General features: G+C 61.7%; 23 protein-coding genes. 15 read left to right on the top strand and 8 right to left on the bottom strand.

All coding sequences use genetic code 11. From position 1 onward, the window contains the following. The first annotated feature begins 308 nt into the window (after positions 1 to 308). On the top strand, positions 309 to 746 hold the full coding sequence (locus HSX14_RS15445) for a phosphotransferase system, HPr-related protein (RefSeq protein WP_173175438.1): 438 nt from the start codon (positions 309 to 311) through the stop codon (positions 744 to 746). A gap of 71 nt (positions 747 to 817) precedes the next feature. Here HSX14_RS15445 and HSX14_RS15450 read toward each other — a convergent pair whose 3' ends face one another. Beyond that, positions 818 to 1492, bottom strand: a complete 675-nt coding sequence (locus HSX14_RS15450) for a TetR/AcrR family transcriptional regulator (RefSeq protein WP_173175436.1) — start codon at positions 1490 to 1492, stop codon at positions 818 to 820. 153 nt (positions 1493 to 1645) lie between these two features. On the opposite strand from HSX14_RS15450, the gene phlG reads away from it, so the two are divergent. Continuing rightward, positions 1646 to 2530 carry a 2,4-diacetylphloroglucinol hydrolase gene (gene phlG, locus HSX14_RS15455; RefSeq protein WP_173175434.1) on the top strand — a complete coding sequence of 295 codons (885 nt, stop codon included), beginning with the start codon at positions 1646 to 1648 and terminating at the stop codon, positions 2528 to 2530. Between the two features lie 39 nt (positions 2531 to 2569). On the opposite strand, the gene HSX14_RS15460 is transcribed toward phlG, so the two are convergent. Then, a complete protein-coding gene (locus HSX14_RS15460; RefSeq protein WP_173175432.1) occupies positions 2570 to 3172 on the bottom strand; it encodes a TetR/AcrR family transcriptional regulator in 603 nt (200 codons plus the stop codon). 526 nt (positions 3173 to 3698) lie between these two features. On the opposite strand from HSX14_RS15460, the gene HSX14_RS15465 reads away from it, so the two are divergent. The 6 genes from HSX14_RS15465 (at position 3699) to HSX14_RS15490 (ending at position 9939) form a co-directional block, all read left to right on the top strand. Beyond that, positions 3699 to 4781 carry a hydroxymethylglutaryl-CoA synthase gene (locus tag HSX14_RS15465; RefSeq protein WP_173175430.1) on the top strand — a complete coding sequence of 361 codons (1083 nt, stop codon included), beginning with the start codon at positions 3699 to 3701 and terminating at the stop codon, positions 4779 to 4781. A 26-nt stretch (positions 4782 to 4807) separates the two neighbouring features. Then, entirely contained in the window at positions 4808 to 6004 is a 1197-nt protein-coding gene (locus HSX14_RS15470; protein ID WP_044402899.1) for a thiolase family protein, read from the top strand. Between the two features lie 12 nt (positions 6005 to 6016). Continuing rightward, positions 6017 to 6457 carry a Zn-ribbon domain-containing OB-fold protein gene (locus HSX14_RS15475; RefSeq protein ID WP_044402896.1) on the top strand — a complete coding sequence of 147 codons (441 nt, stop codon included), beginning with the start codon at positions 6017 to 6019 and terminating at the stop codon, positions 6455 to 6457. A 204-nt stretch (positions 6458 to 6661) separates the two neighbouring features. Then, a complete protein-coding gene (locus HSX14_RS15480; protein ID WP_142009188.1) occupies positions 6662 to 7711 on the top strand; it encodes a type III polyketide synthase in 1050 nt (349 codons plus the stop codon). Positions 7712 to 7783: 72 nt separating this feature from the next. After that, positions 7784 to 9046, top strand: coding sequence for an MFS transporter (locus HSX14_RS15485; protein WP_172433660.1), 1263 nt, complete (start codon positions 7784 to 7786; stop codon positions 9044 to 9046). A gap of 5 nt (positions 9047 to 9051) precedes the next feature. Further along, positions 9052 to 9939: a fumarylacetoacetate hydrolase gene (locus tag HSX14_RS15490; protein WP_173175428.1), complete on the top strand. Its 888-nt coding sequence runs from the start codon at positions 9052 to 9054 to the stop codon at positions 9937 to 9939. A gap of 275 nt (positions 9940 to 10214) precedes the next feature. Here HSX14_RS15490 and HSX14_RS15495 read toward each other — a convergent pair whose 3' ends face one another. From HSX14_RS15495 to HSX14_RS15505, 3 genes are all read right to left on the bottom strand, one after another. Next, positions 10215 to 10712, bottom strand: a complete 498-nt coding sequence (locus HSX14_RS15495) for a BRO-N domain-containing protein (RefSeq protein ID WP_173175426.1) — start codon at positions 10710 to 10712, stop codon at positions 10215 to 10217. Positions 10713 to 11235: 523 nt separating this feature from the next. Continuing rightward, the gene (locus tag HSX14_RS15500; protein ID WP_173175424.1) at positions 11236 to 12261 is read right to left on the bottom strand and encodes a toxin-antitoxin system YwqK family antitoxin; all 1026 of its coding nucleotides are present in this window, start codon (positions 12259 to 12261) and stop codon (positions 11236 to 11238) included. A 90-nt stretch (positions 12262 to 12351) separates the two neighbouring features. Beyond that, on the bottom strand, positions 12352 to 12735 hold the full coding sequence (locus HSX14_RS15505; RefSeq protein ID WP_173175422.1) for a hypothetical protein: 384 nt from the start codon (positions 12733 to 12735) through the stop codon (positions 12352 to 12354). A gap of 251 nt (positions 12736 to 12986) precedes the next feature. Between HSX14_RS15505 and HSX14_RS15510 the strand changes: the two genes are divergently transcribed. Both HSX14_RS15510 and HSX14_RS31215 read left to right on the top strand, forming a co-directional pair. Beyond that, positions 12987 to 13748, top strand: a complete 762-nt coding sequence (locus HSX14_RS15510; protein ID WP_173175421.1) for a hypothetical protein — start codon at positions 12987 to 12989, stop codon at positions 13746 to 13748. A 56-nt stretch (positions 13749 to 13804) separates the two neighbouring features. Further along, positions 13805 to 14272 carry a hypothetical protein gene (locus tag HSX14_RS31215; RefSeq protein ID WP_228723598.1) on the top strand — a complete coding sequence of 156 codons (468 nt, stop codon included), beginning with the start codon at positions 13805 to 13807 and terminating at the stop codon, positions 14270 to 14272. A gap of 382 nt (positions 14273 to 14654) precedes the next feature. Here the strand turns inward: HSX14_RS31215 and HSX14_RS15520 are convergent, their stop codons facing one another. Further along, the gene (locus tag HSX14_RS15520) at positions 14655 to 15089 is read right to left on the bottom strand and encodes a hypothetical protein (RefSeq protein ID WP_173175420.1); all 435 of its coding nucleotides are present in this window, start codon (positions 15087 to 15089) and stop codon (positions 14655 to 14657) included. A 362-nt stretch (positions 15090 to 15451) separates the two neighbouring features. Here HSX14_RS15520 and lepB point away from each other — a divergent pair, with 362 nt between their 5' ends. The 3 genes from lepB to HSX14_RS15535 all read left to right on the top strand — a co-directional run bounded on the left by lepB (position 15452) and on the right by HSX14_RS15535 (position 17951). Next, a complete protein-coding gene (gene lepB, locus HSX14_RS15525) occupies positions 15452 to 16228 on the top strand; it encodes a signal peptidase I (RefSeq protein WP_228723599.1) in 777 nt (258 codons plus the stop codon). An 89-nt stretch (positions 16229 to 16317) separates the two neighbouring features. After that, positions 16318 to 16584 (top strand): hypothetical protein, encoded by a 267-nt coding sequence (locus HSX14_RS15530; protein ID WP_173175418.1) that lies wholly within the window; start codon positions 16318 to 16320, stop codon positions 16582 to 16584. A gap of 107 nt (positions 16585 to 16691) precedes the next feature. Further along, entirely contained in the window at positions 16692 to 17951 is a 1260-nt protein-coding gene (locus HSX14_RS15535) for an ankyrin repeat domain-containing protein (RefSeq protein ID WP_173175417.1), read from the top strand. A gap of 93 nt (positions 17952 to 18044) precedes the next feature. On the opposite strand, the gene HSX14_RS15540 is transcribed toward HSX14_RS15535, so the two are convergent. Further along, the gene (locus HSX14_RS15540; RefSeq protein ID WP_173175416.1) at positions 18045 to 19628 is read right to left on the bottom strand and encodes a rhodanese-related sulfurtransferase; all 1584 of its coding nucleotides are present in this window, start codon (positions 19626 to 19628) and stop codon (positions 18045 to 18047) included. Continuing rightward, on the bottom strand, positions 19625 to 20233 hold the full coding sequence (locus HSX14_RS15545; RefSeq protein ID WP_173175415.1) for a cysteine dioxygenase family protein: 609 nt from the start codon (positions 20231 to 20233) through the stop codon (positions 19625 to 19627). Before HSX14_RS15545 ends, HSX14_RS15540 begins: the two co-directional genes overlap by 4 nt. Before the next feature lie 107 nt (positions 20234 to 20340). Between HSX14_RS15545 and HSX14_RS15550 the strand changes: the two genes are divergently transcribed. Both HSX14_RS15550 and HSX14_RS15555 read left to right on the top strand, forming a co-directional pair. Next, on the top strand, positions 20341 to 21261 hold the full coding sequence (locus HSX14_RS15550; protein WP_021221877.1) for a LysR family transcriptional regulator: 921 nt from the start codon (positions 20341 to 20343) through the stop codon (positions 21259 to 21261). A 187-nt stretch (positions 21262 to 21448) separates the two neighbouring features. Next, positions 21449 to 22285, top strand: coding sequence for an ABC transporter permease (locus tag HSX14_RS15555; RefSeq protein WP_083422403.1), 837 nt, complete (start codon positions 21449 to 21451; stop codon positions 22283 to 22285). Positions 22286 to 22287 lie beyond the last annotated feature (2 nt).

Raw genomic sequence — 22287 nt, forward strand, 5'->3', positions numbered from 1 at the left:
TAAGAATTAAAAATCGAAAGCCTGGTGCTTTTCAGGCTGGCCATGAGCGCTCGGTGCGCCATGTGCGTCGCACCGTGATCATTTGGCTCGTCGCCACAGGGCTGAGGGGTATCTGGCGACAAATCTCCTATCTCATGACTTTATGTATATCTCTTAACTCATTGATATACATGAATTTACATAACTTAAAGTGAATTCTAGATTTTGCCTGGGCGTTGGCTTGTGGCGGGCATGCAGGCCATCGATAAGCCTGAATCTTTGCGGGTGTTGGCCGGTCCACCTTGAACACGCCAAGCAGGAGAGCCGCCATGAGCAGCAGTGAACGCAAGCCCTATACCCCTCGGGAGATCGACGACATCGAGGACCGCATGGGGTCCATGGAGCAGCTGGATTTCAGTGACCGCAAGGACGAGCGCCAGGGGCGCGTGGGCGACCTGCGCCCGGAGGAAGAGGTGGAGCGTGAGTTCCCTGACCGTCGCGTGCGTGAGGCCGGCATGTCGGGCGGCGAGACGCTGGGGCGCAGCCTGCACGAGGACGGCGTCTCCGCCGATGACCTCAGCCCCGAGACCCTGATCGACGAGAACGAGACCCGTGTCGGCCGTGACCCGGGTGGTGTAGTGCCGGCGGACAAGGATCTGTCCGTGGTGAGGGGCGGCGAGATCGGCGCGGGCGATGGGCTGGATGAGGCCGAGGAAGCGCGGGCCCGACCGCTGGACGGCAAGCCCTGGGATGGCGAAGCGCAATAGCCGGGCCGCCAGGCGTAGCCCGGGCTTCAGCCCAGGAAGGCGCTTGACCTAGCCCCGGGCTACGGCGTTCGTTAAGCGCCGCCGTTGCGGCGGTGTTCGCCAATCGCTGCAAGCCCGCCCAGGGCGTACGTCAGCATGTGCTCCAGCAGCGGTTGAGGTTCAGTATCCAGGCCCGGGAGCACGGTCGTGCTGAGGGTGTCGTGGGCGATCAGCAGGAACAGGCAGGGCGAAAAGATATTCAGGGCGCTGCGCAGCACGGCCGGGTCATCCTCCGGCAGGCCTAGCAGCTCGCCGATGATGCGCCGGGTGGCGAGGGCCTTGGGAAAGGATTCTTTCTTCAATACGGCCGGCAGCAGCGGGGAGGGTGACAGCAGCTCCCGCGCCAGTACCTTGGCGGGCCAGGCCAGGCGAGGACTGCCGAGACTCGCCAGCAGCTCCGTGATCAGCCGGCGCAGTTTTTCCTCGCCGGTAAGCTCGCTGGCCGTCAGCGCTTCCAGCGTCTCCAGGGTCATGATGCGCTGGTGGGCTTCCAGCAGGACGGCGGTGTAGAGCCCGTCCTTGCCCTCGAAGTGGTAATTCACGGCGGCGACGTTGGCTTGCGAGCGCGCACAGATCTCCTTGCTGGTGGCATTGGCGAAGCCGCGTTCGGCGAAAACCTGCCCGGCGATCTCGAGAATCTGCTGGCGTGTGGCCTGGCCGTCCTGGCGAGGCGCCCGGCTGGGGGCCTGCTGCTCGGTAGTTGTCATGGAACCGACTCTTTTCGTCTTAGTTTAAATTCAAATTTGACTTTGCTTTTAGCCTGTCCTAGCGTCTCAGGGGCCGACACCTTCCCGCAGGAAGGTGAGATATGTGATCCGTCCGCACCTGATCCCATCGAGCCAACGATGCAGGTTACTTCAATGCAAACACGCGTGATGGTGCCATTCAGTTATTTTTCCCTGCCCATGCAGAAGCAGTTCCTGCGCAACCGCGAAGCGATTCGCGGCAAGCCTTATGCGCGCTTTTTCAGCGGCGATATGCGGGTGCCGCTATCGGCCATGCGCCTACTGCAACAAGGGCCTTTGCCGCGGGAGCAGACGCTGAGCCCCTCGGTCGAGGACATCAATCGGCTGCTCGATCCGGACTACGCCAGCGCGGAGGCCGGGTACGCACTGTTGAGCGGGCCGATGGCCTATGTCCAGAGCCGCAAGTTCTTTCCGGGCTGCAGCGCACGGATGTTCGAGTGGTGGTTCCTCTGGCACCCGCTCGAGGCCGAGCGCTACATGCTCTGGTTCCCCTATGCCCATGTGAAGAACCCTTGCCTCGATGCCCACAAGCTCTGCGACACCGACCGCTGCTTCCGGCACCGGCTGTACGGCAACAGCTTCTGCGCCACGGAATACGTCGGCTCCCGGCTGATGGACCTGAAGATCGACTTCCACGAGCCGGCGCAGCTGGGGCTGGACCCGGCGCTCTACCGCGAGGCGAAGATCGACGGCAGCGTCAGTGCGCTGATGAGCCTGGCCCAGGAGCCGGACGTGCCGGTGTCGCTGATGATCCACCTGTTCAAGGAAATGGAAGAGGGGATGTGGCTGACCAGCCGTTACTGGGTCGGTGCGCATCCCTCGATGGCGCGGTTCCCCGGCGCCGAACGCGCGGAGGCCCTGCTCGCCGGCTTGGGCCTGGACGCTGCCGGGCTGGAAGAGCTGGCGTTCGAGTTCGCGGTGCACGACCTGTGCGAGTTCAATCACCTGGCGAGTTTCCTGCCGGAACTCTACCGCGAGTTCTCCGGCGATCCGGCCTGACCTGGACGACCCGCGCTCCCTGCGGGTCCTGTTCCTGCTTCAGGTGGCGGGGGATGAGCAGACACCGTTGATCAGCAAGTTGATGAAGTCGTCGATGTCCTCTTCGGCGCGCAACTGATCGGTGAGCAGCCGGTACCAGCAGAACCCGAAGATCATGTCGAGCAGCAGGTCCTGGTTGATGTCCTTCGGCAGCTCACCGCGATTCACCGCATTTTCCACCAGGCGCTTGGGTACTTCCCGGCGCCGTTCCATGAACTGGTCCTTGAGCTCCTCGAGCGTTTCCGGGTCCAGCTGGGCTTCCGCGATGACGCTGCGGAAGGCCAGGCCGCAAATGGTTTCCCTCCAGATATTCCACAGATTGTGCAGCAGGAAGGATAGATCTTCGCGGAACGAGCCCAATTCCGGAAAAACCCTGACCTGCTCGCTTTCCTTCTCGTAGACCTCCGCTATGAGGGCTGCCTTGTTCCGCCACCAGCGATAGATCGTCGGTTTGCTGGCACTGGCCCGTCGCGCGACGGATTCGATGCTCAACCCCGCATAGCCACTTTCCGTCAGAATTTCTGTCGTCGATTTGAGGATGGCTTTGTGCGCATGCGGGCTACGTAGCGAGCCGATGGAGCTCCTGGAGCGGGTTCGATTCAAGGCAAAGTCCCCATAGAAAATGTATTGACAAACGAATTCTAAGGTATAGGCTCGTTTTTACGAAACGATACGGACCGTTTCGGTTAGTTGTACTGTAACAAAATCCCTCTTGAGATGAGGGGATCGGGTCGGCGGTCACATATCACAGGCAGATAGAACCAAGGCTACCGGTTTCCTTTTCTCTTTAGGTGACGGCTGTTGAATTGTTTCCTAAATACGATACGGCACGTTTCGTATCTCTGATGAGAGGCAACGAAGACAAAGAGATTTTCACGCAGTGGCACTTTGCAGCGTCAATGCTGAGAGATACAGCACGCTCAAGCGTAAGCGCTGCGTGGCGGTGGTCGGTGCCCGTGACAACCTGCGGACGTCGCGGATACCTGTGGCGAGCGAACATCGCGTCGTTCCCACCTATCAGAACAACAACAAGCAGGTACTCCTTTTTCGATGTGATTTGCGTGCTGCCCATTCCGGACGGCAAGGGATGGCTTGTCTCAATGAAAATGTGCTCAAGAGGAATACGACCGTGCATAAGACAGGAATTGTCAGTTACGGCTACGGGCTGCCCGTGTGCCGCCTGAAAGTCGAAGACGTGCTCAGCGTCTGGCGTAACGCCGACCTGAGACTGGTCAGGGATCAGTTAGGGATAACCGAACGTGCCGTGCTCCAGCCGGACGAAGATGTCATCACCCTGGGTGCCCTCGCGGCCCAGCAGGCGGTGGAGCAGGGCGGTATCGCCGAGCTCGACGCCCTGTACCTGGGAACCTGCACCAACCCCTATGAATCCCGCGCCTCGGCGGCGGTGATCCTGGAGATGCTCGGCAGCGGCTACGACGCCTTCTGCGCCGACGTGCAGTTCGCCGGCAAGTCCGGCACCTCGGCCCTGCAGATCGGCCACGCCCTGGTCGCCTCCGGCATGGCCCGCAACGCCCTGGCCATCGGCGCCGACACCATCAACCGCAACACCGCCCCGGGCGACCTCACCGAAGCCTACGCCGGCGCCGGTGCCGCCGCGCTGCTGCTGGGCCGCGACAACCTGATCGCCGAGTTCGACGGCAGCTTCTCCTGCGCCGCCGACGTCGCCGACAACATCCGCCCGCAAGGCGAGCGCTACATCCGCTCCGGCATGGGCCTGGGCTCCGACAAGAACAGCATCGGCCTGGAAGAGCAGACCGCTCGCGCCGTGCACGGCCTGTTCAAGAAGCTCGGCACCTCCAGCCATGACTACGACTATGCGGTGTTCCAGCAGAACCTCGTCTCCACCCCCCGCTCGCTGGGTCGCCACCTGGGCTTCGAGGCGCGCCAGATCGAGCCCGGCATCTACGCCGGCAGCGTCGGCGACACCGGCTCGGCCAGCCCGCTGCTGGGGTTGATCAACGTGCTCGACCAGGCACGCCCGGGGCAGAAGATCCTCCTCTCGTCGTACGGGTTCGGCGCCGGCAGCGATGCCATCGCGCTGACGGTCACCGACGCCATCCTCGCCTACCAGCAGCGCACCAAGCCGCTGCGCAAGGTGTTGGAGAACAAGGTGTACGTGGATTACGGCACGTCGATCAAATACGAATTCAAGTATTTGCGCGCCGACTACGCCCTGACCGCCTACCTCTGACCGCCCGTACTGCAAGGAGCACAACCATGACTGCACGTCGCGTTGCAATCGTGTCGGCCGCCCATACGCCGAAACCCGGCAACTCCCGCGTCCGGCAGACCTTCAAGGAAATGATCGTCGAGTCCGCCTACGAGGCCATCCACGCCGCCAAGATGCACCCGCGTGAAATCCAGGGCGTCGCCTATGGCTACCACGGCGAGGGCATTTCCGAATACGGCGGCCTCGGCCCGACCCTGTCCGACGCCCTCGGCATCAGCCCCGCGCCCACCTTCATGAGCACCGCCAACTGCACCAGCAGCTCGGTGTCGTTCCAGATGGCCCACCAGATGGTGGCCTCCGGCGAATACGACATCGTCCTGTGCGGCGGCTTCGAGAAGATGACCGACCACTTCAACTACGCCGAGTACATCGGCTCCAGCACCGAGTGCGAGTACGACTACTTCCTCGGCATCTCCCACACCGACGCCTTCGCCCTGGCCACCGCCGAGTACTTCCACAAGTACGGCTACGCCGGTCGCGAGGCCGACGTGCTCGCCAGCTTCGGCCGGCAGATGCGCATCTACGCCCACAACACCCCCGGCTCCACCCGCTATGGCCACCCCATCCCCAGCCTCGAAGAGCTCAAGCGCACCGAAGCCTGCGGCTCCATGCTCGCCTGGGGCGAGGCCAGCGGCTGCGCCATCCTCGTGGCCGAGCACCTGGCCCACAAGTACACCGACAAACCGGTGTTCGTGCGGGGCTGCGCCTACACCGGCGTGTCGCACTACTACGGCACCCGCTACCACAACCCGACGCTGAAGTACCCGGGCCTGCCCCAGGACGTCGGCATGGCCGTCTCGGCCAACTCCATCGCCTGCGCCGAGATCGCCTACAAGAAGGCCGGCATCACCGCGAAGGACATCGACGTCGCCCAGGTCTACGACCTGCTCGGCGCCGGGCTCATCCAGATGGAATCCATGGGCGTGTGCAAACCCGGCCAGGCCGGCGACTTCGTCCGCGAGGGCGGCATCGCCCTGGACGGCCAACTGCCGTTGAACACCGACGGCGGCAACATCGGACGCGGCCACGCCTCCGGCGCCGACGGCATCCTGCACATCACCGAACTGTTCCGCCAGTTGCGCGGCGAGTCCACCAACCAGGTTCCCGGCGCCCGTATCGCCGTCTCGCAGAACCTGGGGGGTTACGCCGCCCATAACTCGGTGATCGTCCTGGCCAACGACTGAGGAGTGTCGACCATGTCTCTCTACCCCGAACAGATCCATCGGATGACCACCGCCAGCATGCTCCGCGAATGGCGCGAGCACGGCGGCAAGTACCGGCTCGAAGGCAGCCGTTGCGACGAATGCCACGAGATCTTCTTCCCCCGGCGCACCGTCTGCGGCGCCTGCAACTCGCTGAAGGTCAGCGCCTACCGCTGCGAGCGCACCGGCCATATCGAAGTCATGGCCAATGCCGAGAACCCGATCCTCGCGGCCATGGGCTACGGCGAAGTGGTGCCCCGGCACATCGCCATGGTGCGGCTGGACGACGGCCTGGTGATCGCCTCCGAGATCGTCGACGTCGTCGACCCGGCCCAGCTCAAGGTCGGCGCCCGCGTGAGGATGGTGGTGCGCAAGCAGGTGCGTGAAAGCAACCTGGCCTGGCAGTACGCCTACAAGTTCGTACTCGACCACTGAGGCTCTTGCCGCGGGGCCCGGAAGGGCTCCGTGGCAGCTAAAACAAGAACGTCATTTTCCGGCGTGCGGTTTACGCCCTTTTCTCCTGCCGCTGCCCCCCGGGAAGTGCTGGCCCATGCCAGCGCTGACGGGCTTGGCTGTGCCTGAAGAACGGGTTCCTACCCACTGAATGAACAAATTTTGAACGATCAACGAGGATTCAACATGTCGACTCTTTGCCAACCCCACGTACTGTTCCCGCAACACAAGATCACCCAGCAGCAGATGATCGAGCATCTGGAAAGCCTGCACAGCGACCACCCGCGCATGGCCCTGGCCAAGCGCATGATCCTCAACACCGAGGTCAACGAGCGCCACCTCGTGCTGCCCATCGACGAGCTGGCCATCCACACCGGCTTCACCCACCGCAGCATCGTCTACGAGCGTGCCGCCCGCGAGATGTCATCCGCCGCCGCCCGCCAGGCGCTGGACAACGCCGGCCTCAAGCCCGAGGACGTGCGCATGGTCATCGTCACCTCCTGCACCGGCTTCATGATGCCGTCGCTCACCGCCCACCTGATCAACGACCTCGGCCTGCCGAACTCCACCATCCAGTTGCCCATCGCACAGCTCGGCTGCGTGGCCGGCGCCGCCGCCATCAACCGCGCCCACGACTTCGCCACCCTGAAGGCCGACAACCACGTGCTGATCGTCTCCCTGGAGTTCTCCTCGCTGTGCTACCAGCCGGACGACACCAAGCTGCACTCCTTCATCTCGGCGGCGCTGTTCGGTGATGCCGTGTCCGCCTGCGTGCTGCGTGCGGACGACGAGGCCAAGGGCTTCCGCATCAAGGCCACCGACTCGTTCTTCCTGCCCAAGAGCGAGCACTTCATCAAGTACGACGTGAAGGACACCGGCTTCCACTTCACCCTCGACAAGGCCGTGATGAACTCCATCAAGGACGTCGCGCCGGTGATCGAGCGCCTCAACCAGGCCGGCTACCAGCAGAACTGCGCGCAGAACGACTTCTTCATCTTCCACACCGGCGGCCGCAAGATCCTCGACGAACTGGTCCGCCACCTGGACCTGCCGTCCGAGCGCGTCTCGCTCTCGCGCACCAGCCTGTCGGAGGCCGGCAACATCGCCAGCGTGGTGGTCTTCGACGTCCTGCGCCGGCAGTTCGACAGCTCCCCCAAACCCGGCAGCAAAGGCCTGCTCGCCGCGTTCGGGCCGGGCTTCACCGCCGAAATGGCACTCGGTGAATGGGCAGCCTGAGCACGCTCGGGCACGGTGGCGCGGGGTAACCCGCGCCACCCTTTTCGGCTCCTTAGAAGAGGAGGGCTGGCCATGCGCGAGCAGGCAAGCGACACGGGCTGGGATGCCCGCTACGAAACACGCATGGTGATCCTGCTGTCGCTGAGCTTCGGCCTGGTGGGGCTGGATCGCTTCATCATCCTGCCGCTGTTCCCGCTGATCATGCGCGACCTGCAGCTGGACTATCAGGACCTCGGCAACATCTCCGCGGCCCTGGCCCTCACCTGGGGCGTCTCCGCCCTGGGCATGGGTTGCCTGGTGGAACGGCTCGGCGCCAAGCGCGTGCTGGTCGTCTCCGTGCTCGCCTTCTCGCTGCTCTCGGGGCTCTCCGCCCTGGCCGGCGGGGTGCTCGGGCTCATCCTCCTGCGCGGCCTCATGGGCTTCTCCGAAGGCGCCTTCACCCCCACCAGCATCAGCGTCACCACCCAGGTCTCGCACCCCCGGCGCACCGGCTTCAACATCGGCGTGCAACAGGCGGTGTTCCCCATCCTCGGGCTCGGCCTCGGGCCGCTGATCGCCGCCGGCCTGCTGGCCTGGCTCGGCTCCTGGCGCTGGGTGTTCATCAGCGTGTCCATCCCCGGGTTCATCCTCGCCTGGTGGCTGCAGCGCACCTACCGCCCCGTCCCCGCACCCCTCCAGGCCGGGCAGGAGCGGCCCTGGCGACTGTGGCTCGCGGCCCTCGGCAGCGGCAACGTGCGGCGCAACATCGGCATCATGTTCTGCATCCTCACCTGCCAGTTCGTGCTCTGTGCGCTGCTGCCCAGCTACCTCACCGACCACCTCGGGCTGTCGCTGGAGGCGATGGCGCTGGTGATCTCGGCGATCGGCTTCGGCGGCTTCGTCGGGCAACTGATCATCCCCGGCCTGTCCGACCGCTTCGGGCGCAAGCCGGTGGTGCTGCTCTCGTTCTGCGCCAGCGCCGCGCTGGTCGCCACGCTGATCGTCACCCCTGCCGAGCCCTGGTTGCTGTTTTTGGTGCTGTTCTTCATCACCTTCTTCAACTTCAGCCTCATCTGCCTAACCGTCGGCCCGCTCACGGGCGAGTCGGTGGCGCCGCACCTGCTCACGGCGGCCACCGGCATCGTCATCGGCTTCGGCGAAATCCTCGGCGGCGGCCTCGCGCCGATCCTCGCCGGCTACCTCGCCACCCACCACGGGCTGCCATCGATCCTCTACCTGGCCCTGGCCGGCAGCCTCGCCGGCCTGTGCCTGGCGCTCGGGCTCAAGGAAGGCCGCGCGCAGGCACCCCGCGAAGCCACACCGCCGGCCAACGCCGCACTGCTTATTAGGGAGTAATTGAAATGGGCGACTACCTGAAAGTCCTCGACATCGAACACAGCGGCGGGCCGCGCATCGGCCTGCTGGGCGACGACCCCGCGCACACGGTGCGGGTGCACGGCGAAAGCAGCGGCCTCTACCAGACCCTGCAGGACTGCGCGCGCCGCCACCAGGACCACCTGGCGCACCTGCGCCACCTGCCGGGCCCGACGCACACGCTGCCGGCCCTGCGCCAGGAAACCCGCCTGCGCCCGCCCGCCATGCCCGACAACCCGCTGCTCACCCACGTCAGCGGCCTGCCGCTGGGCGCGCGGGACGACGCCGGCTGGTTCTACAAGGGCAACGGCCGCGTCCTGCGCATCGACCGCGACGACCTGGAAGTGCCGTACCACGTCCAGGCCATCGCGGCGGACGCCTGCCTGGTCTCCATCTACCTGGTGGGCTCGCGGGGCCAGTTGCTCCACGTCGGCGTCACCCTCGGCCACGACCTGCACGACCCGCTGCAGGGCCAATCCGCCCGCGCCCACCTGCTCGAATGCGCCGTGGCCTCGGAACTGCTGCTGGGCGAACTGGACGAACCGCTGCACCTGCGCCAACGCATCGAACGCAATGGCGCCTGCTTCAGCGAAACCCACCTGCGCCTCGACCCACAGGCCTGGCGCGCCTCGCGGGAAGCCGGCGAAGCCCTGCTGGAACAACACCCGCAGTTCCTCCAGCCGGGCATGGTGCATTATCTGTTCAGCCGCCTCGACAGCGAAATCGTCGCCACCCACCTGCAGCACGGCGACTGCCTGGAACTGAGCTGCCCCATGCTCGACATGCGCCTCGAAAACCGCATCGTCGAAGAAGAACTGCGCCACCTGCTGCCGCTCTCATCACGCCGCCGCGCGGGGCAGGGCAGAGCGGCCTGAGCGCCCCGCCTTTACCTGGGGTGCATGCAATAAGAAACGCCGCATTCCCATGCGGCGTTTCTCATTCGAGCTCAAGTGGAAGAACCGGCAGGATGAACGCGTGCCGTAGGGTGTGCCGTGCGCACCGCCGCTCGGTGCTGCCGGCGAGCTCCAGGTGCGCGCAGCACACCCTACGTCCAAGGTGAATCACGACAGTTCTGTTCAGCCCACCGTCCCTGCCCGGTACACACAGCAAAGAAAACGCCGCACCTTCATGCGGCGCTCCCGGCCGAGCCCTAGAAGAACCGCTTCCAACTCGGCCCATCACTCAATGCAGGGTCATCGTGCGCCGCCATGAAATGCGGCAGGTCCCGCCGCGCAATCCACAGCTCCCCCTGCCAACGCAGAGCGCCGACACGCTGGTTCGCCCAGGTCATCAGGATGCGTCGCGGGCTGGCATCGACCTCGCGGTGATAGTCGTACAACGCCGGGATCACCTCATCGCTGAGCCACTGGCTCAACGCGCAATGCTCCGGGTGCCCGAAGCGGTACAACGCCCGGTAAAGCCCGGCCTCGCTGATCAACTCCAGCTCCTCGCAACGGCCAGTGGCAAAGCGCAGCGTCGCGAAACGGTGCTGGTGGGGATACAGGCGCTTGGTCAACCGATAGGGGCGGGCAGCGGCGATCATCAGCGCGAAATCGAGGGCGACGAACCAGGGGCGGTTGTCGATCATCACGGCGCGCAATTGGTGGCAGTGGCGTTGAAAGGTGATGGGGGTGGATGCGTCATGCATGGGTGTAGCTCCAATGTCGGTTAAGGAGCTGCCACCTACGTCGCTAAACGAAAGGGTGGCAGACCGCGCGGGGTTAGCGAACCGGAGACATTGGAATCCGGCAGACCCGAGGGTCTCCCCACGCGGTCCGCCATAGAGCGGTGCAGAAAAACTGCATGCGTGCCAATGCCTGCAAGAAACATCCGCCGTTTCTCGCATGCACCAGCTGGCGCAATCGCGCCAATGTCTTTCGGGTCGCTAAACCCGGCCACGGGATTGACCGTGGCGGGGGGAGGATAGGGAGAGGAGGGAGCTAGGGCAAGGGGCGGGGTGGTTACTGTTCTTTAAGCCTTAGAATGATGCGCTATAGATGGAGGCTTGTATGGGGCTTGCCAGGCGGCTGAGCCCCATAATGCCACTTGTAAACGACGGCTATCGGCCAGAAGCGGTCATGCGATGCTGCCTACAACATTAATTCGCTCGACGACTGTACGGAATCAAGTATCTGGGGCTGATACGATCAGCGCTTCTACATGGGCCGGCGTCAGGGCGAGGATGGCTCGAGAGTGTGCTTTGAGATCAACTCGTAGAATTGCTGGGGGACAATAAACATCATGATGCTTTCATGAGGAGCCAGCTTGTCTTCAAGTGTTTCCAGGCAAGCCATATCGATCTCGCCGATGCGTTCGGTGGGTTTGCCAGATTTGAATTCCGCATGACGGGATCTATCGGTTATAGCGCCAGTCCTCCACATCGCCGGTCCATCCGGTAGACCGTTTTTATAATTTGCTTGAAGGTGGGGATTTTCCTCTGTACTCATGTGAATGCACTGGGCTCCGTGCAGTAAACCACTTTTGTAGTTCGACTTTATTTTTATGTGTCCATTGTTTTCCCAGCCGAAGAATGCACCGTCCAGCACGCCTTCATTAAAAGTTCCTTCCAACATGCTGGCGCCATCTGGGTAGTGCGCTTTGAGTTTTCCGTGGGGGATGCCGGACTTGAAGCTAATGATGCACAACACATTGCCATATTTGTTGAATATGGTCTGTTCCCCTTCCAAGTGGCCAAGCTCGATGTTTAGCTTACCGAGCAAAACACCGGTTTTCGACACTAGATTGTAGTAACCGCTAGCGCCGTTAATCAGCAGGGTTTCAGATTTCCTCAGAAATGGTGCGGATACCTTTTGTGAGCTGCCCAGTGCTTTCCAGTCAATTTTTTCCTGATCCCCGTCATAGATGAGTTCTATTTTTATTCGCTTGGCTTTGATTTTCTTTAGAAGCAGATTTAGCTCGTTGCAGAAATCAATTGCACCATCGCCAAGGACGAATAGAGCTTTGAAGGTTTTTTCTTCTTCTTTTATTGACAGGTCTTCTATGGCGGAAAGGTATTCGTGCCATGTGAATTCGCGCGGTCTGTACTCGAATTTTTGTGATGCTAGAAATATCTCAAGTTCTTTTTCGGTGTCACAGTCTTCGCTTGCTGAGTACAGTGTTTCTAAAAAGCTCCTGCTGCCTTCATAGCTTTCGGTTTTTGATAGATCCGCTGTAACTGTTGCCCTGTATTCGGCCATCCCTGTAAACCTTCTTTTTGCGTGGAAGAGTGCTTGGTATTTCGTGTTTTTATATTGGTAGCGCTTGACTACGTAGGCTCAATAATCCTTCTAGTAGCGCTGCCCCTTGGCAGGCTTAGCGATGATCTGCCACTCATCTTCGTAGACAACTGAACCGGGCACAGAGGTTCGAAGCACGTCAACGTGGAGGCCATGAAGTTCCAAGAGGGTCTTCAGGTGCCACATGCGTTGGATGGCTTCGGTGGCCGCAGGCTTGAACCAGGAGATGGCACGGCGATGTTCTATGGACTTGAGCACACCTGGGACAGTCAGATTCTCGTTGAACCAGACCAGTGAACTCCGCAGCTCCGAGTGTTCGCTGACGGTGAGATCCCCGATGTCTCTAAGGTCATGTGCGGCCACTAGAATTCCGGTTGTATGACCTGAGTCGCGGTCGAGAGCGAGCGTTGTAAAGCGGATCAATCCTTGGTGCATGACCTTCCTTGTCTTTTGAGTCGGTTGCTTGGAGCGCTAACAGTCCGAGCCATCCAAGGCGGCGGAAATGTTTTTGGAGATTAAGAAGCTGTCGGCTGTGTGTCTACGTTTGGCAGGCAAACGAGAGCGTATTGGGGGAGGGAGTGGGCCATCCTGCTAGCCAGTACTCGATTCGATAACTACGCCAAGGTGCGTAGAGTCCTTTTCATCTAATGTCCTCGCATCCTCCAGACCCTCATCAGGCCCCCATCGTGTTCAAGAAAATCAAAGGCATCCTCGGCATCCAGCCCAAACCCGCTGGTGAAAACAGCTACGGCGAGCATCTCCGTGGCGGGGCGGACGAGACCTGGCCTGAGGCACTGAGCCGTTTCGAGTCGTTCTGCCTGAGCCTGCATGCGTTCTACGACGAGGAAGGGGAAACCTATGAGCTGTACTTCGACGAGTACTTCCAGGACGGCACGCTGTTCGAGTGGTCGGGCGCTGTATCCGACGAGGACCTGCTGAGCGCCGAGACGCAGCATGCGTTCGCGATGCCGGAGGAGCTGAAGGCACTGTTCAGGAAGCGCTTCGCCATCTACGACGTCATTGCGGATCGCGGCCGCTGGGGCGACCGTCGCATCCTCGAGATCTACGGGCGTTCGACCTCGACCTCCTACCCGTGCCTGCACGCGTTCTGCCCGGCGATCGCCTGGAACTTCGGCGAGTACTTCGCCAGGGAAGAGTTGACGGAAGAACAGATCGCGCACCTGAGCGCCAACTACTTCTGCTTCGGGCGCTGGTCGGACGATGACCACTACTGCACCTACCTCCTGGTGGACCGCCACGGCAACTACGGGCGGTTCCGCTTCCACACCGAAGACTACCCCGGCACCGTGCAGCGGCTTGAACCGCTGTTGAGCGGCAAACCCCTCGACATGACGCTGGATGCGCTTCTGGTGTGGGCGATCAACAACTCGATGGAATACCTGCTCGAACGCAACGATCTGCCCAGCCCGCATGGGAAAGAGGCTTGAGGCGTCCAGCTGCTGAGAGTTGACCCAGTCGGTTCGCTTGAGGAGCAGGGAGTGAAATGATCAACGTTTTATCAATCATCAAACATACGTCCCGATATAGCAGTGCCCCCTACACGACTTTCGCTATAGATGGTGTGCCATTGGAGGTCTGGCTTCCGAGCCAGAATCCCGCTGCTGAACTTGACCTCGTAGCCGCCCATGCCGGGCTGGATAACTATGAAGAGACCCTGATGGTGTGGGATCGGATTTACTCCATTGCACCTGAGTGGAAGACTCTGGTTCCCTTGCTCGTTTGCCCCGATGATCTAGACCTGTGCTGCAGCGTTATCGTCGTTGAACAGCTCTCGAATGAGCGACACATCCAGTGGTGCCGATTCGGCCTGTTGAACGGATCGATCAAAGAGGAGAGTCCCGCGGTTGACTGGCTCGACGCTATACCCAAGCTGATATTCAAGCGGTCGAATTTCCAGGCAACACTGGATGAGTTTCGGGAAACTGAAAGCATCAAAATAGGACAAGATTAGCTCTCTTCGGGCGGTGAGCATGCAGTTCGCTTTGCCGAGAAATTTTCACATCGCCTCCTCCCTGAGTTCAGAAAATAAGCCTCTCCGCAACCAGCCGAGCATACAGCGACCTGCCTGGCTCAAGGCATGCCTCAGGTGAAAACTGCGGGCAGGCCTGAAATGACGAAGTAAATACACGGCTAAGGCAGAGCGCGGCATCTCTTTCCGAGTGAATACGTCCAAGCTGCTTTGCAATGCTCTTGGCTTCCCTATCAAATTCGGGATCCATTGGGTCAGTAGGCCACCAAGGAAATGCATGCCACTTTGCTATTTCCTCCTTGATTGTTCTTGTAAGTAAATTTTCCATTAGGCAGTCAACACGGATTCTCAATGTGTAGTTGATTCAAAGGCCACATCCCGGCTCGTTTCCCTCAGCGCTTTCCTTCAGCCTTCCAAAATGTCTTTCCCACGCAAAGTTGTAAGCGGTAATGGACATTCTTGTCTTGCAAATGGCGTCGCCTTTTGAAATCAGGGCATGCAAGAAATAGCCGGCGTCCGCGCCTGATGGCGAGTAAACAGAAAGCCCAGTGGCTCCATTGCTTACTTCTTTCTTCACCTGCTGGTTATTTGCGAAGCCGGTGACGTACCCAGTGCGAACGTAGCTTGGCCTAAAGCACTTCGACAGGTAGGTCTCGACGCGTCTGGCAACCAGTTCGCTCTCGTCGTTGAAGCAGTATTCCGGGCTTTTGGTGCCAGTTTGCAGCAGCTCCTCCTTGGTTTCAGGAAAGATTGAACAGCCGCTTAGAAGGATGACGGAGATCGCTATGAGTTTCTTCATGGAACTGTGCAGTACCAAATTGTGGGTGAGCGACATAGCCAGCGTTGTGACGGAAAAGGCTCACAGCCGCTGCGTATACCGGGGGGCAGGAATTGCCAGGAGGGCGGAAGGATATCTGATTTGAAGTTACGAACCCGCAGTAAATCTGCCTGAGGCCGGTTTGCTGGGGAGGGCGACGACATGACTCCAGCGGTATGCGCCAGCAGCGTGTCTGCGCAGGCAAGTCAGTGGGGACGAGAGTGACGGCGCCTCAGAACACCAACTGCCAGTAGCGTCCAGATCGTTCGCCGGGCATCATCCAGCGCCCGCCAGAATCAGTGCTCAAGGGAGTGGCACCGCTTATGAACGCTCAAAGAAATCCAATGCTCGCATTCCTCATGTCGTTCCTGGTGGCCGGCTGGGGGTTGATGTATGTGGGCAGGCTCAAGTGGGCATTGGTCGTCGTCGGCCTGTTGTACGGAGGTATCACGCTTGCGGGCCTTCTGGGCTTGATTGCGAGCCCAGAAGGCCTCTATGTAGCCGGCGCATTCATCGTGCTGGTGAAGCTCACTTCAGCCTGGATGGCTGGGGCGCTTGCCGAAAAGGTGAGCGAATCGGAGCCGCGTCCGAGTGCCGTCACCCACTTTTTATATGCATTGCCCATCGTGGCGCTCACCTATGTATTGATCTTCACGCTGCGCTCCAGCGTGCTCGGATATGCCCTCTACTACATTCCTTCCGGCTCGATGGTCCCGACGCTGTCGATTGGCGATTACATCGTCGCCGACACGCACTACGACACGCCGAAGGTGGGTGACATCGTGGTGTATCGCTACAAAGGCATCGAGGCCACCAAACGCGTGGCGGCTGTGGCCGGGGATACGTTGGCCATCGTCAACGGTGAGGTGATCAACAACGGTCGTAACCTCGGCCTTCTCGGCGCTCCGGCCGAGCGGGTGAAGCGGGACTACTCGCTGACGCTCGCGCCTCTGAAGGTCGAGGAGGGGCATGTCTACCTGCTGGGCGACAACCGCGACGGCAGCAATGACAGCCGCTTCATCGGGCAGGTCGCTGTTTCGGAACTGACCGGCAAGGTCACTGGCATCTGGTATTCGGCCGATCAGGAAAGGATGGGTACGACCTTCTCAACAGTGCAGTGATCGGAGCCCGGCTAATTGCTGGCGCGGACGCGTTTCGTTTGCGGCGGGAACACAAGCCCGCTGCAGCCTTTCATTTATAGGAAGAAGCCATGAAAGAAGAACCCAAAAGCGCTGGGGCAGAGACCCCATGGCACAAATCATCTTTTCTTTTCATTATCATTTTCTTCATTTCAATCAATGGGTACGGGCTCATTGCTCTAATCGCGCTGGTCATGGCTCTGTTGAATCTGAAGCATGACAACTGGTACAGATTCCTATGGCCCTGGATTTTCGTCCTGATGTTCAGTGCTGCGGGTCTTGTAGGTTTTGCAACCCGAATCATTGCCGAGAACTACACATACGAGGCGTCAGAGTGACTGATGGCCATGGCCCGAATATCGGTTCTCAAGTGGTTTGACGGTAAGCTTCTTAATTCCTTTCCGTCAATAATTTCTTGACGTTCTTAATTTGCGGAGCACCCGCTATGTCGGTTAGCTATTCAAAGCCCCCTAAAGTCTCCCAAGAGATGGAGCAGTTATTGTTCCAGGCCATTGCACAAGATGACGCAGTACGGATTGGTGCTTTTCTTGAGCAAGGAATTTCCATGTCTCATTATTTCGAGGATGACTGGGATGGGGTTTGCGATGATCAAGGCCGTAGAACTTTCCACAGATCAATATCAGAGGTTGTTGTAAGAAGAAACGCATTGCGCATAGCAGGGGAGTTTTTTAAGCAAGGCTGCAGCGAGGCACATTTCGAACACGAGGCGCCAGTCGCTTACGCCGCTTTATTTGGCTCGGCGGAAATGATCCGTCTCATGATCGACAAGGGCTTTGATCCCAACAAGAAGCGACATAGTGAGCCCCCTCTTTTGATTGCGGTGATAAGAGGAAGCTATGAATGCTGCGCTGCGCTTATCGAGTCCGGCAAATGCAACCCTTATGTCAAGGACCAATATGGTAGGTCGTATATAAGCGATGAGACTGACGAGCAGGGGCAGCCAATTGTAATTTCAAGGGATAATCGCCCTCTTGGCGAGGCGGCAAGGCTAGGTCGCCTGGATATAGTTCAGCTCATCGTGGAGTTCAAGGCCGATAAAAAGACCATGGCACGCGCCGCTGTCCTGGCGGCGGAAAACGGCCATGAAGACGTATCACTGTATTTGCTGGACAAACTGGACGCCCTCAGAAAAAAAGGTACAACGCACGATTATCCGTATCACATTGCAATTGCCGCTGTTCAACATCGATTGACGAGTGTTATTGATCGAATCATTGCGCAAGAGCCTCGAGCCTTACATCTGGTCAACGACAACAGCACTTTGCTGTCTGCGGCTTGCAAGCACAATGATGTTGAGCTGGTGAGGCGATTACTAGCTGCGGGTGTCGATGCTCACGCGCAAGATGATTCGATTTACTACGTTTACACCGGCAAGGAGTTCTTAACCTGCCAATCTGACGAGCTTTGGGAGCGTCGCTACGATCCGGCTCCAGGAATGGGCGACATGAAGATTGCAGGACCGTTACGTAGTCAGGCCCCAAGTAGCCCGCTAGCAGAGGCGGCAGCAAGCGGGAATCTTGAAATTGTCAGGCTGCTAGTAGAGCAAGGCGTCGATCACAATACGGCCTATGTCAAAACTTCAAGGCCGAACCTGAAAATGAGCTTGATGTTCAACGTCGCAGCGATCGAGCTTGCCAAACACTTCGGTCATAACGCTGTCGTTGCTTACCTTTCGAGCATTTGATCGAAAGAGAGTTTTTGTCTTCACTAAGCGGCCGCTCCTGCCTAAAAGCGGCCACTCTCTACTCTGATCCGACACTGCACATGCAGTTTCCGCTCAAACCACAAAGAACCCGTGCGTCCCATCCCGCCCCAGTTGCTCCACCAACCCGAACTCCCAATCCAGATACGCCTGCATGGCCTCGCGCGGGTTGTCGGTGCCCTCGTACGGGCGGCGGTAGCGGTCAATGCGCTGTGACAGCAGGCCGCTTTCGCCGGCTTCCACCGGCAGGCCGGCGTCGACCCAGGCGGTGTTGCCGCCGTCGAGAAGGAAGGCGGGTTTGCCGGTGAGGGCCGCCACTTCGTCCACGGCGAAGCGGGCCAGCAGGCCGCTGCCGCAGGTGAGCACATAGCGTTCGGCCTTCGGAGCCGTGGCGAGGGCTTCGCGCAGTTGGGCACGCAGCACCCAGCGGGCGCCGGGGATGTGGCGTTTGACGTGGTTGGCGCTGGCGGTGAAGTCCAGCACCACCGTGTCGCCATGCTCCAGCCAGGTAGCCAGGGTCTGCGGGGCGATGGCTTCGACCTGGGGCAGGGCGGGCAGGGCGGGGCGCCAGGCGCCGCTCTCGCTGAAGTCCGCTGCCGTGAGCCCATCGAGCACATGCACCTCCCAACCCAGTTGCGCCAGCCAGGAGCCGGTCATGTTGGCGCGGGTGCCGTCGTCGTCGGCGAGGACGATGCGGGCGCCGCGCACGCTGGCGTAGTGGTCGGTTTCCTGCACCAGTTGGCCGCCGGCGACCCAGCGCGCGTCGGGCAGGTGGCCGGTGCGGTATTCCTCTTCGGTGCGCACGTCGAACAGGTAGGTGGTGCGGCCGGCCTCGGTGCGCCAGTCGCTCAGCTGCGCGAGGCTGGCGCGGTGTACGCCGGCCTTGTCGGCCACGGCGCGGGCTGCCTGCCCGGCCTGTTCGCGGGTTTCAATGCTGACGTCGGTGAAGCGCCGTTGCTGGCCGTGCTCCAGTGTCTGCCCGGCCAGGGTCCAGCCGATGGTGCCGTTGCGCAGGGCGGCCACCGGGTTGGGGATGCCGGCGTTCACCAGGGATTGGGTGCCGATGATGCTGCGGGTGCGCCCGGCGCAGTTGACGATCACCCGGGTGCTCGGGTCCGGCGCCAGTTCACGCACACGCAGCACCAGTTCGGCGCCGGGCACGCTGATGGAGCCGGGGATGTTCATGGTCTGGTACTCGTCGAAGCGGCGGGCGTCGAGCACCACCACGTCGGCCTTGGCGTCCAGCAGCGCCTTCACCTCTTCAGCGGCGAGGGAGGGGGTGTGGCGCTGGCTTTCCACCAGTTCGCCAAAGGCCTTGCTGGGTACGTTGACGTCGCGGAACAGCTCGCCGCCGGCCTCGCGCCAGCCGGCCAGGCCGCCCTCCAGCAGGGCCACGTCGTTGTAGCCGAGTTGCAGCAGGCGCTCGGCGGCGCGCTCGGCCAGGCCTTCGCCATCGTCGTAGAGGGTCACGGCGGTGTCGCGGCGGGGCACGCGGTCGAGCACTTCCAGTTCGAGCTTGGACAGCGGGATGTTGGCGGCGAACAGGGGGTGCGCCTCGGCGAAGGGCGCCTCCTCGCGCAGGTCGATGAGGGCGACTTCCTTGTGGGCGAGGAGGGCGGAGCGGATGTCGGCAAAACGGCGAAGGGGGATGCGGCTCATGGCGCCAGGCTCTCTTTCGACAGGTCCCAGATATTGGGCAGGTGGAGGTTGGAATAACCGGAGATGAAGGGCTTCTCGACGCCGCCCTCGGCATAGACGGCGCGGCGCACCGCGCCGATGTTGGCGCCGTACACGTGGATGCTGATGGAGGTGCGGTTCTCGAAGGCGTTGCGCACCTGGTGGATGTCGCCCACCCGGGGCGACACGGCGACCACATCGCCCGGCTGCAGGGATTCGGCCGCGCCCTGGGGCCGCAGGCTGCCGTCGGCGTTGCGGGCGAAGCCCTGGCTGAGTTCGGCGCCACGCAGCATGCCGATCAGCCCCCAGGTGCGGTGGTCGTGCACCGGGGTGGACTGGCCGGGGCCCCAGACGAAGCTGACGATGGAGAAGGCCTGGCGCGAGTCCGCGTGCAGCAGGTACTGCTGGTAGCGCTCCGGGCTGGGCTGGGCGTAGGCGTCCGGCAGCCAGTCGTCGGTGCTCACCAGGTCGCGCAGCAGCGCGGCGCCCTGGTCGAGTATCCGTGGCTCGTCCGGTGCCTGGGCGAGGAGGTCGGCGAGGTCGACGATGAAGCCGCGTAGCCGTCCGAGGTTGGGCGTTTGAGACATGGTTCCCTCGATGTCCGTGAGTGCGCAGCGGTAACCGCTACCGTGCCGGGGCAAAAGATATTATTCTTCTTGCGTATTCTTCCAGCCATTTATTATGCGAATAAAGAATGAAGATAGATGATATCGATGCATTCGTGGCCGTCATCCGCAGCCAGTCGATCAGCCAGGCGGCGGAGTCCCTGCAGCTCACCCAGCCGGCCATCACCCGGCGCGTGCAGAACTTCGAGGAGGCCCTCGGCGTCAGCCTGCTGGACCGCAACACCAAGCCGCTGAAGCCCACGCCCATGGGCATGCGCGTGTACGAGCAGTGCCGCTCGGTGCTGCGCGAGATGGACGCCCTGCGCGAACTGGTGCTGAGCGATTCCTCCCCCAGCGGCGTGCTGCGCCTGGGCGTGCCGCAGACGGTGGGCGACGTGGTGCTGCTGGACGCCCTCAGTCAGCTCAAGACCCTCTACCCGGACCTGCAGACCCAGGTCTCCACCGGCTGGGGCAGCCACCTGCTGGGCAAGATGGAGAACGGCGAGCTGGACGCCGTGGCGGCACTGTTCCCGGCGGGCAAGGTGTTCCCCGAAGGCATCGTCGGGCGCTCCCTGGCGCGCATGGACCTGGTGGTGGTCGCGGCCAAGGGCGAGGTGCGCAAGCGCTCCTGCAAGCTCGCCGACTGCTACCAGCGCGGCTGGGTGCTGAACCCCGATGGCTGCGGCTTCCGCGCCGGCCTGCAACGCGCCCTGAGCGACGAGGGGCTGTCGCTGCGCATCAACCTGGAGACCTTCGGCACCGAGCTGCAGCTGGGGCTGATCGCCAATGGCCTGGGTTTCGGCCTGGTGCCGCGCCCGCTGCTGGAGAACAGCCGCCACCGCGAGCGCCTGGAGGTGGTGCCGGTGAGCGACTTCAAGCCGGTGATCGACCTGTGGCTGATCCACCCGCGCTTCCTCGGCAACCTGCAGGCGCCGGTGGCGCTGTTCGGTGAAACCGTGGCCCAGCGCGTGGCGCACCAGGCGGAGGAAGGGGCTGCGGCAGGCTCATAACCAAAGCATCTTGCATGTAACCGCATCGGTTAGATGCGCGATTTGTATATTAGATTAGAACCAGATCGAATTTCACTGCGGTTTTTTAGATGGATAGCATGTGGGTCAAGCCAGGCTGCAGCGGGCTCGATCCAACCTCCCGCCTGCGGCCCCCGACCATTGGAAAGGCCCCGAGCGAGGAGAAGGAATGTCCCGGCGAAGCAACGCCCTGGTGCCCCCGGGCACCGCACTGACGGCCCTGCTGGCGCCCCTGCGCTGGAAGGGCTGGAGCAACCTCGGCCTGCGCCTGGTCAGCCCGCTGGTGCTGCTCCTGCTCTGGGAGCTGGCCTCCCGCACGGGCCTGCTGCCGGCGCGCATCATCGCCGCGCCCAGCGCCATCGGCGACACCCTCTGGCAGATGATCGCCAGTGGCGAGCTGGCCGGGCACCTCTGGGTGTCCCTCAAGCGCGCCCTCAGCGGGCTGGCCATAGGCGTGTCCCTCGGCACGGTGCTGGCCCTGCTGGCCGGCCTGTCGCGCCGGGGCGAGCTGATCATCGACTCCCCCGTGCAGATGCTGCGCACGCTGCCGTTCCTGGCCATCGTGCCGCTGTTCATCCTCTGGTTCGGCGTGGGTGAGACGCCGAAGATCGCCCTGATCGCCCTCGGCACCACCTTCCCGGTCTACCTCACGCTGTTCTCCGGCATTCGTGGCGTCGATCCCAAGCTGGTGGAAGCCGGGCGCCTGTTCGGCCTCAGCCGCCTGGAACTGGTGGTCCACGTCATCCTGCCAGGCGCCTTGCCGTCCTTCTTCGTCGGCCTGCGCTACGCCTTCGGCATCAGCTGGCTCGGCCTGGTGGTGGTGGAGCAGATCAACGCCAGCGCCGGCCTCGGCTACCTGGTCAACGACGCCCGCGATTTCATGCGCACCGACGTGATCGTCATCTGCCTCATCGTCTACAGCGTGCTGGGCCTGTCCATCGACGCCCTGGTGCGCCTGCTCGAACGCCTGGCCCTGGCCTGGCGCCCCACCTTCATAAGGAACTGACC

Source organism: Pseudomonas tohonis (genome assembly GCF_012767755.2).
GTDB lineage: Bacteria > Pseudomonadota > Gammaproteobacteria > Pseudomonadales > Pseudomonadaceae > Metapseudomonas > Metapseudomonas tohonis.

Coding starts and splice junctions, on each gene's coding strand:
- HSX14_RS15445 (WP_173175438.1), top strand. CDS start 309: ATGAGCAGCAGTGAACGCAAGCCCTATACCCCTCGGGAGATCGACGAC.
- HSX14_RS15450 (WP_173175436.1), bottom strand. CDS start 1,492: ATGACAACTACCGAGCAGCAGGCCCCCAGCCGGGCGCCTCGCCAGGAC.
- phlG (WP_173175434.1), top strand. CDS start 1,646: ATGCAAACACGCGTGATGGTGCCATTCAGTTATTTTTCCCTGCCCATG.
- HSX14_RS15470 (WP_044402899.1), top strand. CDS start 4,808: ATGACTGCACGTCGCGTTGCAATCGTGTCGGCCGCCCATACGCCGAAA.
- HSX14_RS15475 (WP_044402896.1), top strand. CDS start 6,017: ATGTCTCTCTACCCCGAACAGATCCATCGGATGACCACCGCCAGCATG.
- HSX14_RS15480 (WP_142009188.1), top strand. CDS start 6,662: ATGTCGACTCTTTGCCAACCCCACGTACTGTTCCCGCAACACAAGATC.
- HSX14_RS15485 (WP_172433660.1), top strand. CDS start 7,784: ATGCGCGAGCAGGCAAGCGACACGGGCTGGGATGCCCGCTACGAAACA.
- HSX14_RS15490 (WP_173175428.1), top strand. CDS start 9,052: ATGGGCGACTACCTGAAAGTCCTCGACATCGAACACAGCGGCGGGCCG.
- HSX14_RS15495 (WP_173175426.1), bottom strand. CDS start 10,712: ATGCATGACGCATCCACCCCCATCACCTTTCAACGCCACTGCCACCAA.
- HSX14_RS15500 (WP_173175424.1), bottom strand. CDS start 12,261: ATGGCCGAATACAGGGCAACAGTTACAGCGGATCTATCAAAAACCGAA.
- HSX14_RS15505 (WP_173175422.1), bottom strand. CDS start 12,735: ATGCACCAAGGATTGATCCGCTTTACAACGCTCGCTCTCGACCGCGAC.
- HSX14_RS31215 (WP_228723598.1), top strand. CDS start 13,805: ATGATCAACGTTTTATCAATCATCAAACATACGTCCCGATATAGCAGT.
- HSX14_RS15520 (WP_173175420.1), bottom strand. CDS start 15,089: ATGAAGAAACTCATAGCGATCTCCGTCATCCTTCTAAGCGGCTGTTCA.
- lepB (WP_228723599.1), top strand. CDS start 15,452: ATGCTCGCATTCCTCATGTCGTTCCTGGTGGCCGGCTGGGGGTTGATG.
- HSX14_RS15530 (WP_173175418.1), top strand. CDS start 16,318: ATGAAAGAAGAACCCAAAAGCGCTGGGGCAGAGACCCCATGGCACAAA.
- HSX14_RS15535 (WP_173175417.1), top strand. CDS start 16,692: ATGTCGGTTAGCTATTCAAAGCCCCCTAAAGTCTCCCAAGAGATGGAG.
- HSX14_RS15540 (WP_173175416.1), bottom strand. CDS start 19,628: ATGAGCCGCATCCCCCTTCGCCGTTTTGCCGACATCCGCTCCGCCCTC.
- HSX14_RS15545 (WP_173175415.1), bottom strand. CDS start 20,233: ATGTCTCAAACGCCCAACCTCGGACGGCTACGCGGCTTCATCGTCGAC.
- HSX14_RS15550 (WP_021221877.1), top strand. CDS start 20,341: ATGAAGATAGATGATATCGATGCATTCGTGGCCGTCATCCGCAGCCAG.
- HSX14_RS15555 (WP_083422403.1), top strand. CDS start 21,449: ATGTCCCGGCGAAGCAACGCCCTGGTGCCCCCGGGCACCGCACTGACG.